Source organism: Undibacterium sp. Di24W (genome assembly GCF_049340325.1).
Lineage (GTDB): Bacteria > Pseudomonadota > Gammaproteobacteria > Burkholderiales > Burkholderiaceae_D > Undibacterium.
Map to the genome: position 1 here is coordinate 382,146 of NZ_JBMPOP010000001.1, position 14,775 is coordinate 396,920.

The following is a 14,775-nucleotide window of genomic DNA, read 5'->3' on the forward strand; positions in this document are numbered from 1 at the left end:
ACATCAAGACAGAGACAGCCACAAGTTATCCCAATCTTCGCCGCGAAAAGCACCTTCTCGCTTAAACACTAACTGATGCTGTTTATTCAGCACAAAATGAGTTGGTGTCGTGGCGATTACACCAAAATTATCTTTGTGCGCTGGGTCATTACGCCAGACGCTGGGGAATCTTTGCGCTTTAGGATAGGCAAGTGTGGTGACCTCGTTATATTCATCCAACTCTTTTTTGTTTTTATCTATATTTACGCCCAACAAGATGAAATTTTTATTGCTATTGCCCACATAAAATTCGCGCATGAGTTTCAAATCATTGGTACAAACTGGACAATCAAAAGTAAAGAAACTGACTAATACTGTCTTGCCCGCATAGTCTTTCAATTGAACTTTTTTACCACTAACATCCGTACCGAGTAAATTAAACGTCGGTGTTTTCTCATCTTTCGCAGCAAACACTTGAGTCGATAAAAAAAGGCTAGAAATGGCAGCCGACTTCAAAAAAGCTCTTCGTTTCATCATCACACTCCTTTGTAAATTGGTACGTCAAGGGTAGTAAGCAACTATGGGTTTGCTTGAGAAGTATAAGCTGCTTTTGATAGGGCGATGCATTCTTACATCACTATCTGTATCCAAATTTCATTTCTACGCAAGAAAGGCAAAGAAAATGGTGCGTTATAGCGTGAAAAGATCGGTTCGCCATCGGTTTTAAGCGCAGCTTCACTAGTCAATTTCTTTAACAAAGCGAGTTTTTCTTCATAAAGCGATTGTGACCAACTGCCCGAATAAGTGATCACAGCATAGGTTTGAGCTGGCACTTCGCGTAATTTCACTTTGGGATTATTAGGTTCGGGTAAAGTTGCCAAAGTAAACATTTTCGGCATCGCGAATTGCACGAGATAGCCACCTTCAACAGCTGCTTGAGAAACCGGCGCTGTCATTTCAATTTTGATAGGTGCCGGAGTTTGTGACACAGGTGCAGTCATCTCTATCTTTTTACTGCCCTTATTTTTGCCAAAAATGTAGCCACCCAAGTATTCAAAGGCGCGATTTCCTGCTTTATCAGCTGGACCAGGCACGATAACTTCTGCGACCAAGTAGGCTTGGTACTTTCGTATTTCAAACTGAGGATAGCGTTTCAACACTTCATAAGACGGTTCTTCAATTGCAGCCACATTCATTACGACTCCCCAAAATGCGATAAATCCTGCCAGTATCTTTTTCATTACTATTTTCCTCAGAATATCTTAAATTGGGTTTAACTATGACATCTCAAAGGTATGTTCTCTGTCCCTAAGCGAACACAAGCTGGTGAGAACTGTCTCTGGTTCGCCCAAAGCCTAAAGTCATCGAGAGCCGCTGAAAACAGATCGCCTTGCAATAGAAGATTTAAGTGAACAATGAAAATATCTATACCGTAGTTTCTGGTCACAAAAAAATTCTTCATCTTTCAAGGCACTAATCGAGCAATGTCAAACTATCATGAATACATGCTCATTGCAAAATTAATGCTCCAAAAATTAAAAGGACTAAAGAAGTACCTATAAAGAAGGTCTTTTTCAGACTTATTAGTCGGCAAACGATGAGCGAACGCAATAATCGCGGATCGAATTTAGAACCTCAGCATCCTCACCAGCGGCGCCTACTTGCTTGATACTTAATTGAGGATAATTCAAGCGCAAATCATCCACCATCAAAGGTAAATCACGTAACAGGTGTGCACCTTGTCCAAGAAAAATCGGCGTGATGGTAATCGCCTCACAACCTTTTTTTACTAAATCGGCCACCAATTCAGGTAGCGGAGGTTGCATCAATTCCAGAAAAGCTAATTCAACTTGAATTTCAGGCAGGCTTTCTTGCGTCAGTTTTTGCAGGCGTTCAAATGGTGCAGCCCAGCTTGCGGCACGCGCGCCGTGGGCGAATAAGATCAGAGCTCTTTTAGACATCGAAACATGCTTTCATTTTTAAATATTTAATTACGTTCAACGTAACGCAAACCCGCAAACGCCATGCCCGAAAATAACAAGCTGGGGAACAAGGCAGTGATGAGCGCAGGCCAGGTATTAATCATGCCTAAGTGTGAGAATAAACTGTTCACCAGATAAAACACCATTCCTAACATAATGCCGCTAAATATACGCAGGCTGATACCGCCATCACGGGCATGTAAATAGGCGAACGGCAATGCTAAGGCCATCATCACTAAGATGGAAATCGGATACGTAAGCTTCTTCCAAAACGCAATTTCATAGCGCTCTGTGGACTGTTTATTTTCCGATAAATGTCGGGTGTAGGACGCCAACTCATAGGCCGACATGCGATCAGGGTCAATGAACAGCACAGCCAAAATATCGGGTGTAATTTCTGACTCTAACTCTTTAGTCGCAAGCTTGTGCGTGTTCGACGCAATTTTGGTATCTTGCGCCAGATTTTTAGGAAAATCAGTTTCCACTACATCACTCAAACGCCATACCTGAGAGCGGACATATTCCGCTTTACTGGCATTAATTTCGCGCAGCAATTGAAAGTTGGTATCGAACTCATACACTTTCACACCCAACAGAGCACGAGTCGGAGATACTTCACGCACATTCAAAAATCGGGTGCCGATGACCAGGCTTTTATCATGAGAATCACGGATCAAATCCTTAGTCCACAAGCCGCTACGAAAACCTTGTGTGACGGGGCCGTTGCTTGCCGTCAGCTTTATTTTTTTTGCTGTCTTTGCCGACATCGGTGCGATCACTTCGCCGAGTAAAAACGTAAATGTAATTAAGATCACTGCGATCTTCGCCAGCATTTTTGCGGCTGTCCAGGAAGACATACTGGCAGCACGCATGATAGTGAATTCTGAATTACTAGCGAATTGTGCCAGCACGTAGATGGTTCCGATTAATGCTGCGATGGGTAAAAAATCGTAGGCGTTCCCTGGAATATTCAAGAGCACATAAAGTAAGGCATGTTTGATCTGATAACCGCCTTTATTGACTGACGAAGCCTCATTCATCAAATCAAAAAACGAAGTCAACACCAACAAGGCTAGTAAGACAAAGAGCACGGCACGGATAATCTCCGTGCCAAAATAGCGCTGTAGAACTTTCATTATGAATTCACCGTTTGATCTTCAGTACATTTCTGCTCTTTTTTGATTTGTATACAGCCTTTGACGCGATTCCAGATTCCGCTTGGATGCAAAGGACTATTCAGTTTCAGGCGCCACAAGAAAAATATCGCGATGAGCAAAACCACCATCGCATGCATAGGCCAAGATGCTCGCCAAAAACTCAGACGCCCTTCGACGACCGCCAGTTGCAGCATGTTTAAAATATTCAAATTAATCGCCACAAAAACTAAGGCCACGATCATGTTAGCCGAACGTCCTACACGAGGATTCACAAAACCCAACGGGATCGCCAGCAGCATCAATAGCAAACCCATAAATGGTAATGAAACACGCCATAACAATTCGCCATCGCGACTGGGATTTGGATCATCGAGTAAGGTTTGCAATGGTAATGCCTTGGCCGATCTATTATTACTATCCAAGGTATTTTGTACTGAAACCAACACGGCATATTTTTCAAATTGCATCATCTGAAAATCACCTTCAGTCGGCAATCCATCGTAACGTCGTCCCTGGCTCATCACCAGAAAACGATCACCGTGCGCATCAATTTCTATCTTGCCTTCTTTCGCCACGATCACGCTGGAACGCCCATCATTCATCATGCTAGTGAAAATGTTTTGTACTTTACTCAGGTCGCCAGATACTTCTTCTACGAACGAAACTCGGCCTCCGCTGCGTGATTCTTGGAATTTACCAGGTGAGACTTTCGCAATGTCTTCTCGTTTTTCGTAGCGATTGCGCACTTCCATTTTTTGCTCATTCGCCCAAGGCGACACCACCAAGCTTAAAGTTGCCACGATCAAAACCAGAGGAATACCAACGCTTAATACGGGTTTAATCCATTTCGTCAAACTCAGGCCTGAGGCAAACCACACCACCATCTCCGAATCTTGATAAGCGCGCGTTACGACCAACAGCACCGAAATGAATCCAGTTAAAATCAATAAAATCGGAAAATAATCCAAAGAATTGAAGCCGATCAAAATCAAGACATCCGTGGATGCCACTTTACCGCCCGCAGCTTCACCCAAAATCCGGATCAGCATAAAGGTCACAGTAATCGTAAATAGTGTCGTGAATACAGCGCCAGCAGTACTGAGCAATTCTCGTCTGAGCGCACGTTCAAAAATCATAGAAATAAATAGCTTTAATTAATTGAGTCGTTGATGGAGTAATAAGTGAGCAACTTGCAAACGCCAGGAAATCGATTCCTACGCTATAAGGCGGTTATAATAATCGTTTTAGTTAATTCTTCGCGACATTTGAGAATTTAATCGCTGATAAAAGATCAAAATTTTGATCATCAACAAGGAGCAAAACGTGGACTTTAGCATAAAAACACTGGCAGCAAAAAGCGCGACAGATAACCTGAGCACTGTCAAAACGGGCTGCCTGGTAGTCGGCGTATTCGAAAACAAGAAATTATCGGCACAAGCAACACAGTTAAATAAGAAAACTGCCATCGATGCAGCCTTAAAATCTGGCGATATTACGGGAAAGATTGGTTCTTCTCTGCTATTGCGCAATCTGGTAGATGTTGCCGCCGAGCGCGTGTTATTAGTAGGTTTGGGCGACGATCCAGCAAAAGTCAGTGAAAAAGCTTACAACGCTGCGGTACAAGGCGCTGCTCGCAGTTTAAATAACCTCGGCGCTGCCGATGTCAGCATTGCATTACCAAATGTTGATGGTCGTGATTTGGCTTGGACGATTCGTCAAGCTGTGATCGCCTTCAATGAAGCCGTGTTTCGTACTGATGCCCACAAGAGTAAAAAAGATACGATTTCAGCCAATGTCAAAAAAGTGGCACTCATTGTTGCAACTGACGAAGCGAACGCGGCCAAATTAGCATTGGCACAAAGCATCGCTTTGGTGAACGGCATGGAATTAACTAAAGAGCTAGGCAATATGCCAGCCAATTTCTGCACACCTACACATTTAGCCAATACCGCCAAGAAGATCGCTGCCGACTTCAAAATGGGCGTAGAAGTTTTGGAACGCAAACAAATCCAGGCATTGAAGATGAACAGCTTTTTGTCCGTCTCTGCTGGCACCATTGAACCACCTAAATTCATCGTCTTAAAACACATGGGCGGCAAAGCCAAAGACGCCCCTGTCGTACTGGTGGGCAAAGGTATTACTTTTGATTCAGGCGGTATTTCCTTGAAACCAGGCGCAGGCATGGACGAAATGAAATACGACATGGGTGGCGCAGGCTCTGTGCTCGGAACCATGCGTGCCATCGGTGAGATGAAATTAAAACTCAATGTGATCGCGGTCATTCCAACCTGCGAAAACATGCCTTCAGGTAGCGCCACGCGTCCTGGCGATATTATTACGTCGATGTCGGGTCAAACGATAGAAGTTTTAAATACTGACGCAGAAGGCCGCTTGATTTTATGTGATGCGCTCACCTATGTAGAGCGTTTCAAGCCAGCCGCCGTGATTGACGTCGCTACTTTAACTGGTGCGATCATTACGTCACTCGGTCACCACACTACTGGCCTGTTCACGCGCCATGATGATACGCACGACAAATTGGCGGAAGAATTGCTCACCGCAGGCAAACAAGCGAATGATGTTGCCTGGCGTCTGCCGATTGGTGAGTTGTATAACGAACAGTTGAAATCAAATTTCGCTGATATCGCGAATATCGGTGGCCCAGCGGCGGGTTCAATTACTGCGGCCTGCTTCCTCGAACGCTTCACCAAGAAATACACTTGGGCACATTTAGATATCGCTGGCGTTTCTTGGAAATCTGGCGCAGCCAAAGGCTCCACGGGTCGTCCAGTACCTATGCTGACGACTTTCTTGATGAACCGCGCTGGCTAAGCTGCGATGTAAGCATTCAACGCGCTCTTTGCACGCATCGAGCGCGTTTTTTATTGTTAGTACAAGTGTCGCTATAGTCTGAGATTAAATATGAAACTAGTCACCTGGAATGTTAACTCCCTAAAGGTTCGCCTGCCACAAGTTTTACAATGGCTAGAAACCAATCCTGTGGATGTCTTGTGCATACAAGAAACCAAATTAACCGATGATAAATTTCCCCAAGCGGAAATCGAAGCGGCCGGTTACCAAGTCGCATTCACGGGTCAAAAAACTTACAATGGTGTCGCCATACTTTCGCGTCACACTATAGAAGATGTGCAAAAAAATAATCCTCTATTTGAAGATGAGCAGCAACGCATCATCGCCGCCACCATTGCCGGCATGCGCATCATCTGCGCCTATGTGCCAAATGGTCAGGCGCTAGACTCCGAGAAATATCCTTACAAACTCAGCTGGCTGGCGGCCTTGCATGAGTGGGTAAAGAGCGAAATGGCGCAACATCCACAACTCGCTTTGCTCGGTGATTACAACATCGCCCCTGACGATCGCGATGTCCACGATCCTGCAGCATGGGAAGGCATGAATCTGGTCTCACCGCCAGAACGTGCGGCGTTTCAGGCTCTTATCAGTCTAGGCTTGAGCGATAGCTTCCGTCAGTTTGATCAACCTGAGAAAACTTTTAGTTGGTGGGATTATCGCCAACTTGGTTTCCGCCTCAACAAAGGTGTCAGGATAGATCACGTACTCTTATCCCAACCATTAGCGGCGCGCTGCACTTCCTGTGTCGTCGACAGAGTACCGCGTAAATGGGAACAACCGTCTGATCACGCACCTGTGATTGCGACTTTAGATTAATCATTGGTATTTAGTTCAATTTTGAACCCTTACTAGACTAGCGATTACTTACTAAGGTGCGTGAACGAACATGTGAAGGCCGACCGCTACTAAAAATAGCGGTCGGCTTTTTTATTGATCTAAGACAAAATTCTTTGAAATTCAAAGAATGTCATGTTTAGCATGAGATTTTTCAGGTCGATTCCATGTGACACTTAGGCAGCACTATTTTTTCTAGCCTAAGAGCCCGCCACCATGCCGACACCTGTCCCCAATAAACTCCAAGGACTGACTTCACAGCAGGCCTTGGCTCAGCTACAGCAAGACGGCGCAAACGAGCTACCAGCAGCTCAGCCGCAAAAATTATGGCAGATTGCTTGGCGTGTTGCTTCAGAGCCCATGATCCTATTACAGATTGCCTGTGGCAGTATTTATCTGGTGCTGGGAGACTGGCATGAGGCTCTACTGCTATGTGGTTTTGTTGCATGCATGTTGCTTATCAGCTTTTATCAAGAGCATAAAACGGAAAGAGCCTTAGAAGCTTTACGTGACTTGTCCAGCCCACGTGCTCTGGTGATTAGAGATGGCGTGCAAGTTAGTATTCCCAGCGATCAAGTCGTTAATGGCGACTATCTGGTCGTTGGTGAAGGCGACAGGATTGCCGCGGACGGCAATTTAATCACCAGTTTGAACCTCAGCGTAGACGAATCATTATTGACAGGAGAATCTGTCTCTGTCGACAAAACGCCTTACAACAAACCACAGGATAACAGTACCGAAAAAATGACCGATACCCAATTGGATAGTAGTGCGGATGCAAGTCGTGTCGGCCAGCTCTTTTCCGGCAGTTTGGTCGTTCGAGGTAAAGGCATTGCCGTAGTAACCCGCACCGGTAGTAAAACCGCCATCGGAAAAATTGGTCAAGCACTAGCATCAATTGAAGAAGAACCAACCCGGGTTCAAAAAGAAACACGCCAAGTCGTTAAATACCTTGCGCTCACCAGTCTCGCCCTTGCGGTACTACTGGCTAGTTGGTATGGCTACACCCGCAGCGATTGGATAGGCGGCGCCTTAGTTGGGCTGACCTTTGCGATGTCGATGATTCCTGCAGAACTGCCGATTGTCTTAACCATCTTTCTTGGGATTGGGGCCTGGCGCATAGGTCAAAAACAAGTATTGACTCGCCGTATTCCCGCTATCGAAACCTTAGGTTCGGCCAATGTTTTATGTGTTGATAAGACAGGAACCTTGACGCAAAACAAGATGGTACTCACCGAACTCTCAGTAGGCGATCAACACTTTATTTGTCATGCCGAAAGAGATTTACCCGACCAACTGCACGACATTTTGGAGTTTGCCATTCTGGCTAGTCAAAGCCAGAGTAATGAACCGATGGATAATGCACTGCAACAAGCAGGACAAATTTATTTAAAGGGCACGGAGCACTTACATCAAAATTGGTCACTCTTGGAAGAATACCCTCTATCAAAAGAACTCATGGCAATATCGCGAGCTTGGCAAAGCACCGACAAGAACATTTCACATCAAATTATCGCCAGTAAAGGCGCACCCGAAGCGATAGCGGATCTTTGCCACCTGAATCCCGAACAAACTGCACATTTGATGACAAAGGTGAATGCCATGGCCGAACGTGGCTTGCGCGTACTGGCTGTCGCCAAGGCGGAATTCAATCAAAACAATGAAGCTCTGCAGCAAGCAAATTTACCGTCGAAGCAGCATGACTTTGATTTTCAACTTCTGGGTTTAATCTCCTTTGCGGATCCTGTGCGCGAAGGTGTCCCCACTGCTATCAAAGAATGTCTTAGCGCAGGCATACGCGTCATGATGATGACCGGAGATTATCCTGCGACCGCAATCAATATAGCGCAGCAATGCGGCATTGACAGTGCCGCGGGCGTACTGACAGGCAAAGAAATGCTGTCAATGTCAGATGAGGCCTTAAAGACACAGTTAGAAAAAATCCAAATTTACTGCCGCGTCATGCCCGAGCAGAAACTGCGTATCGTCGGTTTGTTAAAGCAATCCGGCGCTATCGTCGCCATGACGGGTGATGGGGTCAACGACGCACCTGCCCTGAAAGCGGCACATATTGGAATTGCGATGGGTAAGCGAGGAACTGACGTTGCACGTGAATCTGCAGCACTAGTCTTACTTGACGACACCTTTTCATCGATTGTCACAGCAGTGCGCTTAGGACGACGAATTTTCGACAACTTGCGTAAAACCTTAAGTTTTGTAATCGCTGCACATATACCCATTGTGGGCTTATCGTTTTTACCGGTAATGCTGGGATGGCCGGTTCTCCTAATGCCCGTGCATATTTTGATATTGGAGTTAATCATTGATCCTAGTTGCTCATTGGTTTTCGAAGCCGAAGAGGAAGAAGAAAACATCATGCAACGAGCACCTCGCAGCATTGACTCTAGTATCTTTCAAGCTGAGGTATTGTGGCGCGGATTTTGGCAGGGCTGCACTGCCCTATTGACAATACTCGGCGTCTATTGGCTCGCGACTCAGAACAACATCGCGACTGACGAAACCCGTGCCATCACTTTTGCGGCAGTGGTTACAAGCGACCTCGGTTTCATCTTTCTAAACCGTTCACTCAACGGAAATCTATGGCATACCTTGCGTTCTCCCAACCCTATGCTATGGTGGGTTTGTGCGGCAACAGCTGTCATGTTGTTGCTTGTATTTACAATGCCAAGCTTACGTCACTTATTCTATTTTGGTGATCCTCAGTTGACAGATATACTCTTGAGCGTAGGAACAACAATCAGCGCAATATCCTTGATTGCATTAACACAACGGCTACTGCTTCGAAAGCACTCATAAATACAAATAAAATTTCTATAAAGCAATTTTATCTGCTACATTGTAATTTGACGAAAGCAGCATTCAGGCACACAATCTAACAATGTCATTTTTAGCACCATCAATATCAGACTAAAACGATTTGCAATAGACATCAAATAGCGTTTGATCAAACAAAGATAAGTGTGATTTTCTCAATACGGAGCGACTCTGTGTCATGAATAAATCCGAAGCCCTAGCCCTACTGGTAGAACAAGCGCGCCATGGAGAATTAATATTCTCTGCCAGTGTCGCAACCTCGCTTAAAGTAAAAGAGGCCATAGACGTCCCTGATTGTAGTCTCGATACGGCAACTAAAATCATACTCAATGAACCGATGCTGGCGGCGAAAGTGGTTGCGGTTGCCAACAGCGCGGCCTACTCAAGAGGCTCAGAGGTGACTAATGTCCGTTCAGCCATTGCACGTCTTGGATTTAATACGCTGCGTGGCTTAACTGCGTCAATCGTGATGCGCCAAATTGCTGGCGCCAGTAAAAACCCCATCATTCGCACCAAAGTGAATCAACTCTGGGAACACTCGGCGCAGGTAGCCGCTCTTTCTCAAGTTATTTCGCGTCGTGTAACAAAACTGAATCCAGATACCGCTATGTTTGCCGGGATCGTGCACGAAGTGGGTGGTTTTTACCTGTTATCACGTGCCGAGGAATTTCCTTGTTTATTAGAACCAGACGACTTATCTGGTGCGAATGATGATGAAAATTTTGATGAGTTCCGTGACACAGTGACGAAAGTCGAGTCACAAGAAGCGATCATTGGCCGCGCGGTTTTGAAGAATCTTAACTTACCTTCTGAAGTGAATGAAGCAGTCGAAGCCATGTGGTATGGACTACACGCTATGCCACCAGAAACTTTAGGCGATACTCTGCTCCTAGCAAATGATCTGGCAAAAACAGTCTCGCCCTTAGACACACGTACTGACACCGAGGCCAATCGCTGCGAATCAGAAATCGATTTTGTGGTGGGCGAAGGCAGTCTGCTAAGTATCTTAGAGGAATCTGAGGATGAAGTAACAACCTTATCCGCAGCTTTAATTATTTAAACTGATCCCGCGATATAGTTTTCTTCTAAAAAATTCAAAAGAGCGTCAGAATATTTTGACGCTCTTTTGTTTTCTCGGTCAGAACTTAATTTTGTAATGCATTCTTAATTTGCTGCAAAGACTGAGGATCTTCGATCGTCGTCAAGTCACCCGCATCGCGCCCTTCACACACAGCTTGGATAGATCGACGCAAGAGTTTACCGGAACGCGTTTTAGGTAACATCGCCACAAAATAAACCCGAGCAGGACGTGCAACCGCACCCAGCTGATTATCGACTACGGCCATCACTTCGGTTTCCAAAGCTTTTGCTAATTCGGGTGTAGCCGCACGTTCGGGGTTTTTTATAATCGCAAACGCCACCGCGACCTGCCCTTTCAATTTATCTTCAATACCCACCACAGCGACTTCAGAAATCTGCGGATGGCTAGAAATACTTTCTTCAATTTCACGGGTGCCTAAACGGTGCCCAGCGACATTGATTACGTCATCGGTGCGTCCCAAAATGAAGAAATACCCGTCCTCATCGCGTATGCCCCAATCAAAAGTCGAATACATCTGTTCATGCGCGAAGTTAGACCAATACGTTTGAACGAAGCGCGCATCATCGCCATAAATGGTTTGCATACAGCCTGGTGGCAAAGGTCCTTTAATCGCGACCACGCCTTTTTCATTCGCGCCACACACCTCGCCTGTTCCTTCATTAATGATAGTGACGTTATAACCATACATCGCGATCCCCGGGCTACCAAGTCGCGTATCTTTATGTTCCACGCCACGAGCAACTGACAAGATCGGCCAACCTGTTTCAGTCTGCCAGTAGTTATCGATAATCGGCACGCCCAATTCAGTGGCGATCCAATTAGAGGTAGTTTCATCAAGTGGTTCACCCGCTAAATACAAAGCCTTAAGCGAGGAAATATCGTACTTCTTCATCAGCTCGACTGGATGCTTTTTCAGTACGCGCACAGCAGTCGGTGCAGAGAACATACGTGTCACTTTGTATTTTTCAACAATGCTCCACCACACACCTGCATCTGGGCGAATCGGTGTACCTTCATACATGATGGTTGCCATACCAGCGATCAAAGGGCCGTAGACGATATACGAGTGTCCTACCACCCAACCAATATCGGATGTCGCAAAATAAGTTTCTCCAGGGTTGCCGCAGAAAATATTTTTCATGGATGATGCCAAGGCAACTGCATAACCACCTACGTCGCGCTGCACGCCTTTAGGCTTACCAGTGGTGCCTGAGGTGTAGAGTACGTACGACATCTCGTTGGACTCTAACCAAGTCACAGGGACTTGAGCGACCATATGTTGTTCACGCAATGCAGCGTAATCAACATCACGACCGGCAGCCATATTCATCGCATCGAGACCACGATTCACTAATAAAACCTTTGCTGGCTTATGGTCGGCCAATTGAATCGCTTCATCGAGCAAAGGTTTGTAAGGCACTGCCTTGCCGCCACGCATACCGGCGTCGGCGGACACCACCAATACGGGTTTAGCATCATCGATACGCGTTGCTAAACTCTTGGAGGCAAATCCACCGAACACCACGGAATGCACAGCACCGATGCGCGCACAGGCCAACATGGCAAATGCCGCTTCGGCAATCATGGGCATATAGATTAAGACTCTATCGCCCTTCTTGACGCCGAGCTCCAACATGATTGCTGCCATGCGTTGCACTTCCACATGCAGTGCAGCGAAGCTGTAAGTTTTCTCGGCATTGGTTTCAGTCGAAATGGCGATCAATGCCGCCTTATCCGACTGTGTCTCCAACCAACGATCAATCGCGTTATAACAAAGATTCGTTTCGCCACCGACAAACCATTTCGAAAATGGTGGTTTGCTGTGATCAAGTACTTGGGTATAGGGTTTGTGCCAGCTGATGAGTTGGGCTTGTTGGTCCCAGAAGCTGGCTGGGTCTTGAATTGAGGCTTGATAAAAATCTTGGTAGTTCATGGTGTCTCCAGTTTTTATAGCGTTTTGGTTTGAATTCTTTTGGCGCGTAGTTGATTGTTTTTGATTGTTATTTGTTTTATCTATTCGCCTTTTGTACTACATCAAATTTATTCTTTGAATGGCTTACTTTCTTATTGGTTATCGTGCTAACTCAACTTTCTCTGGCCGGGTGTGGCCCGGCGGCCAATCACCTTTTTTGCTTCGCCAAAAAAGGTGATCCAAAAAAGGCGACCGTAGACTCGCCCCTTCGGGGTGCTTACGCTACGCTTCAGCATAATTTGTGCATCACAAAAAATGGGAAAGTGTTGAAACTCGCTACGCTCAGACAGCAACACTTTCTTATCCATTTTCTGTGAAGCACAAATTACGTCGTCTCAAACGGGTGTAAGTCAAAAGCAAATCAAAAACAACGACCTGGAATTGCTAATAGAAGAACGAACATCCGTCGATACTGATTGTTTTGCTTTTGCTTTTGCTTTTGCTTTTGACCTTCATCCACTTCTGACACTGCCAATTGTGCAGGACAGAAAATGGATAAGAAAGCTTCGTTGTCTGAGCGCAGCGAGTTTCGAAGCTTTCCCATTTTTTGTCTTGCATAATTGGGAACCCGAAGGGCAGTGGCAGCGTGGTCGCCTTTCTTTGCTTACTTTTTTTGGCGAAGCAAAGAAAGTAAGTGGCTGTCGGGCCACTCCCGACCAACAGACAGCAAATCAACAGCACAAATCACTCAAAACAAAAATCAAAAGCAATCGCCCGGAACGCGAACCCAACCTTCCATCAACACCCGAGCACTACGACTCATACTCGCCTTCTTCACATTCCACTCACCATCTACCAGCTGAGCTTCCGCACCTACACGTAAAGTTCCGGATGGATGTCCAAACCGAACAGCCGTGCGGTCTCCACCGCCCGCCGCGAGATTGACTAATGTTCCAGGAATTGCTGCCGCTGTGCCGATCGCAACCGCTGCAGTCCCCATCATCGCGTGATGCAATTTACCCATAGACATAGCCCTTACACACAAATCAATTTCACTCGCATGAACTTGTTTTCCACTAGAGGAAACATAGTCCAAAGGCTTAGAAACAAAGGCCACCTTCGGTGTGTGTTGACGTTTTGCGGCTTCGTCAATATGCTTAATCAAACCCATGCGTACCGCACCATAAGCGCGTATTGTTTCAAACTTCGCTAGCGCCGCAGCATCACTATTGATAGCGTCTTGCAATTCAGTACCGGTGTAGCCAATCTCTTCGGCGTTCACAAAGATGGTTGGAATCCCGGCGTTAATCATGGTCGTTTTTAATGTGCCGATGTCAGGTACTTCTAGATCATCGACCAAATTCCCCGTTGGGAACATAGAACCGCCAGCACCCTCTTCTTCTGCTGCTGGGTCCATAAACTCAAGCTGAACTTCAGCCGCTGGAAAAGTCACGCCATCAAGCTCAAAGTCACCCGTCTCCTGCACCTCACCATTCGTCATCGGCACATGAGCAACAATCGTTTTACTGATATTCGCTTGCCAAATGCGCACTACGGCGATGCCGTTTTTAGGGACATTGTCAACCAAGCCCATGCTGATCGCACAAGAACCCACCGCTGCAGATAAATTGCCGCAGTTGCCGCTCCAGTCGACGAATGCTTTGTCGATGGAAACTTGTCCAAACAGATAATCAACGTCGTGATCTGGCTTGGCACTCTTCGCCAGTAATACTGTTTTCGAGGTGCTGGAAGTGGCGCCACCCATACCGTCGATTTGTTTGCCGTAAGGATCGGGGCTACCTATCACACGCAATAACAAAGCATCGCGTGCAGCTCCTGGCTGCAGGGCAGCACTCGGCAAATCCTGTACGCGAAAGAACACGCCTTTACTTGTGCCGCCACGCATGTAGACGGCTGGGATTTTGATTTGGGCTGGATGGGACATTATTTTCCTTTTCTTGGTTCTTAGTCCCCTCTCCCGCAAGCGGGAGAGGGTTAGGGTGAGGGAAGGTGAGCTAGCAAAATCGTTTCAGCAATACTGACATGCAGTTTCACAAACGTATCATCAAACAATCTCGAAATACTTGATCAATGCCCCTCATC

General features: G+C 46.1%; 11 protein-coding genes. 4 read left to right on the forward strand and 7 right to left on the reverse strand.

The window, feature by feature from the left end:
- Nucleotides 1-3: 3 nt before the first annotated feature.
- The 5 genes from ACO0KZ_RS01585 to lptF all read right to left on the reverse strand — a co-directional run bounded on the left by ACO0KZ_RS01585 (nucleotide 4) and on the right by lptF (nucleotide 4,254).
- Complete coding sequence (locus ACO0KZ_RS01585; protein ID WP_422992061.1) at nucleotides 4-516, reverse strand: TlpA family protein disulfide reductase; 513 nt, start codon at nucleotides 514-516, stop codon at nucleotides 4-6.
- 92 nt (nucleotides 517-608) lie between these two features.
- A complete protein-coding gene (locus ACO0KZ_RS01590; RefSeq protein ID WP_422992063.1) occupies nucleotides 609-1,220 on the reverse strand; it encodes an SOUL family heme-binding protein in 612 nt (203 codons plus the stop codon).
- A gap of 342 nt (nucleotides 1,221-1,562) precedes the next feature.
- Nucleotides 1,563-1,940: a sirohydrochlorin chelatase gene (locus ACO0KZ_RS01595; RefSeq protein ID WP_422992065.1), complete on the reverse strand. Its 378-nt coding sequence runs from the start codon at nucleotides 1,938-1,940 to the stop codon at nucleotides 1,563-1,565.
- A gap of 26 nt (nucleotides 1,941-1,966) precedes the next feature.
- Nucleotides 1,967-3,097, reverse strand: coding sequence for an LPS export ABC transporter permease LptG (gene lptG, locus ACO0KZ_RS01600; protein WP_422992067.1), 1,131 nt, complete (start codon nucleotides 3,095-3,097; stop codon nucleotides 1,967-1,969).
- Nucleotides 3,097-4,254, reverse strand: a complete 1,158-nt coding sequence (gene lptF / locus ACO0KZ_RS01605) for an LPS export ABC transporter permease LptF (RefSeq protein ID WP_422992069.1) — start codon at nucleotides 4,252-4,254, stop codon at nucleotides 3,097-3,099. The genes lptG and lptF overlap by 1 nt, the downstream gene beginning before the upstream one ends.
- Before the next feature lie 187 nt (nucleotides 4,255-4,441).
- Between lptF and ACO0KZ_RS01610 the strand changes: the two genes are divergently transcribed.
- The 4 genes from ACO0KZ_RS01610 to ACO0KZ_RS01625 all read left to right on the forward strand — a co-directional run bounded on the left by ACO0KZ_RS01610 (nucleotide 4,442) and on the right by ACO0KZ_RS01625 (nucleotide 10,718).
- Nucleotides 4,442-5,950, forward strand: coding sequence for a leucyl aminopeptidase (locus ACO0KZ_RS01610; protein WP_422992071.1), 1,509 nt, complete (start codon nucleotides 4,442-4,444; stop codon nucleotides 5,948-5,950).
- Nucleotides 5,951-6,040: 90 nt separating this feature from the next.
- Complete coding sequence (gene xth, locus ACO0KZ_RS01615) at nucleotides 6,041-6,805, forward strand: exodeoxyribonuclease III (protein ID WP_422992073.1); 765 nt, start codon at nucleotides 6,041-6,043, stop codon at nucleotides 6,803-6,805.
- Between the two features lie 234 nt (nucleotides 6,806-7,039).
- Nucleotides 7,040-9,640, forward strand: coding sequence for a cation-translocating P-type ATPase (locus ACO0KZ_RS01620; RefSeq protein WP_422992075.1), 2,601 nt, complete (start codon nucleotides 7,040-7,042; stop codon nucleotides 9,638-9,640).
- 196 nt (nucleotides 9,641-9,836) lie between these two features.
- Entirely contained in the window at nucleotides 9,837-10,718 is an 882-nt protein-coding gene (locus ACO0KZ_RS01625; RefSeq protein WP_422992077.1) for an HDOD domain-containing protein, read from the forward strand.
- An 85-nt stretch (nucleotides 10,719-10,803) separates the two neighbouring features.
- Here the strand turns inward: ACO0KZ_RS01625 and ACO0KZ_RS01630 are convergent, their stop codons facing one another.
- Together ACO0KZ_RS01630 and prpF are read right to left on the reverse strand one after the other, a co-directional pair.
- The gene (locus ACO0KZ_RS01630; protein WP_422992758.1) at nucleotides 10,804-12,777 is read right to left on the reverse strand and encodes a propionate--CoA ligase; all 1,974 of its coding nucleotides are present in this window, start codon (nucleotides 12,775-12,777) and stop codon (nucleotides 10,804-10,806) included.
- 655 nt (nucleotides 12,778-13,432) lie between these two features.
- Nucleotides 13,433-14,617 carry a 2-methylaconitate cis-trans isomerase PrpF gene (gene prpF / locus ACO0KZ_RS01635; protein ID WP_422992080.1) on the reverse strand — a complete coding sequence of 395 codons (1,185 nt, stop codon included), beginning with the start codon at nucleotides 14,615-14,617 and terminating at the stop codon, nucleotides 13,433-13,435.
- Between the last annotated feature and the right edge of the window lie 158 nt (nucleotides 14,618-14,775).